Raw genomic sequence first — 2,064 nt, forward strand, 5'->3', positions numbered from 1 at the left:
TCATCAGGCCGATATTGCCTTCCTGGATCAGGTCGAGGAACTGCAGGCCGCGGTTCGTGTACTTCTTGGCGATCGAGATGACGAGGCGCAGGTTCGCCTCGACCATCTCCTTCTTCGCCTTGCCCGCCTCGCGCTCGCCCTTCTGCACCGTCTGGACGTTGCGCCGGAACTCCAGCACCGGCAGGCGGACGGCGGTCGAGATGCGGGCGATCTCGGCCCGCGCCTCGGCGATCTGGGTGGCGAACTTCGGACCGGCGAACACCTTCCAGCCGCGTCCGGGGAGCTGGCCGACGCGCTCCATCCAGTTCGGGTCGTGCTCCGACCCCGGATAGTGGCGCAGGAACTCCTCCCGCTTGACGCCCGAACTCTCGGCCAGACGCAGGAGCCGGCCCTCGAAACCGACAAGGCGACGGTTGAGCCCGTAGAGCTCGTCGACGAGCTGCTCGATCCGCGAATTGCTGAGCCGGATCGTCTTCATCAGGTCGACGACGTCCTGCTTGGCCTTCTCGTAGCGCTTCTCGGTCGCCTTGGGAACTTCCTCGCCCTTCTGGAGATGGCCGAAGCGCTGCTCCTGGGCCTTGTGCAGCTTCTTCTGGGCCGCCGCGATCTGGTCGAGCGTCCCCAGGATGACCGGCTTCCACTGCTGCTCGAGCTGTGACAGGGAGAGCGCCGCCTCCTCCGATTCGAAGTCGCCCTCGGCCTCGCCGGCTTCCTCCTCGGCCTCGGCCGGGGGCTGCTCGCCCTCGCCCGCCGCCTCGGCGCCGGGGGTGGCGCCCGACATGGCGTCGAGATCGACGATGTCGCGCAGCAGCACCTTGTTGGCGATCAGCGCCTCGCGCCACTCGAGGAGCGACCGGACCGTCAGCGGGCTCTCGCAGATGCCGCCGATCATCATCTCGCGACCGGCCTCGATGCGCTTGGCGATCGCGATCTCGCCCTCGCGCGACAGCAGCTCGACCGAGCCCATCTCGCGCAGGTACATGCGCACGGGATCGTCGGTGCGGCCGACATCCTCGTCGTCGAGATTGCCGCGCGCCTCGGCCTCGTCCTCGGTCTCGGCCGCGGCCGGCGCCTCCTCGGCCTCCTCGCCCTCGACCACGTTGATGCCGAGGTCGGAGAGCATGGCGAGCACGTCCTCGATCTGCTCGGAGGAGAGCTGGTCCGCCGGCAGCACCGAGTTCACCTCGTCGAGCGTGACGAAGCCGCGCTCCTTGCCGCGGGCGACCATCCGCTTGACGGCCGCCGTCATCGTATCGATGAGCGGGGCCTCGGAATCCTCGCGGTTTTCGACCTGCTCCGCCGCCGTGCTCGCCGCCTTCGTCGCCATATCGCCTAGACCCCCTGATATCCTGTCGCCGGGATCACAATCCGCCTGCCGCTGACTGTCTCAACGCGTCACGTTCCTGCTCGAGCTCCGCCCGGTAGCGCAGAAGCTCGGCTCGCTGGGCCGCCAGCCGCACCAGCCGATCGCTCGGATCGGCCTCGAAGCTGCGCTCTGCCAGCGCCATTTCCTTCTGTATCTCGTCGAGCTGCCACGCGACCTGCGAATGGCGCCAATCGTACAGCGCTTCCTCGGGAGACGACTCGGAACCGACGCTAGCCCAGCCACGCCGAGCCGCCGAGCCGCGCAGCCGATCCAGAGTCGGGCCGTGGCCTAGTTCCGTCAAATGGCGCTCGATCGCGCGCGAGTCAAGCCGTTCTCCGCCGAGCGCGGCGACGAGATCGCGGCGCAGCGCCTCCAGCGCCGGGTCCCGGCAGGTCATGGCACCCGCCCCTTCCGCCACCTCGGCCAGCACCGCCCCGTCGCGGATGGCGAGCAGCAGCAGCCGGCTCTCGTGGACTCCCCACTGGTCCGGCACGGGCGGCGGCGGGACGTCCGGGACCGGAACGGCGAAGCTACGGGCATTCCCCCGCCATGGCGCCTCGGCGCGGCGCAGCGGCGACCGGGCCGAGGCGCCGGGCCGGCCGCGCGCCCCGGCCAAGGCCGCCTGGCCGGGGGGCGGGGAGGCGGCCTGTGACACGGGCGGGGGCGCGCGGGGGTGGCTCCCGCCCCCCCGCGCGCGC

At 70.6% G+C, this 2,064-nt stretch carries 2 protein-coding genes; both read right to left on the bottom strand.

Annotated elements, in window-relative coordinates:
• Positions 1-1,327: RNA polymerase sigma factor region1.1 domain-containing protein (locus ACE3Q3_RS17635; protein ID WP_374448310.1), on the bottom strand; the 1,327-nt coding region annotated here is incomplete at its 3' end.
• Positions 1,328-1,361: 34 nt separating this feature from the next.
• Positions 1,362-1,859, bottom strand: coding sequence for a hypothetical protein (locus ACE3Q3_RS17640; RefSeq protein WP_374448312.1), 498 nt, complete (start codon positions 1,857-1,859; stop codon positions 1,362-1,364).
• Positions 1,860-2,064 lie beyond the last annotated feature (205 nt).

The organism is Allostella sp. (genome assembly GCF_041913585.1).
GTDB lineage: Bacteria > Pseudomonadota > Alphaproteobacteria > ATCC43930 > Allostellaceae > Allostella.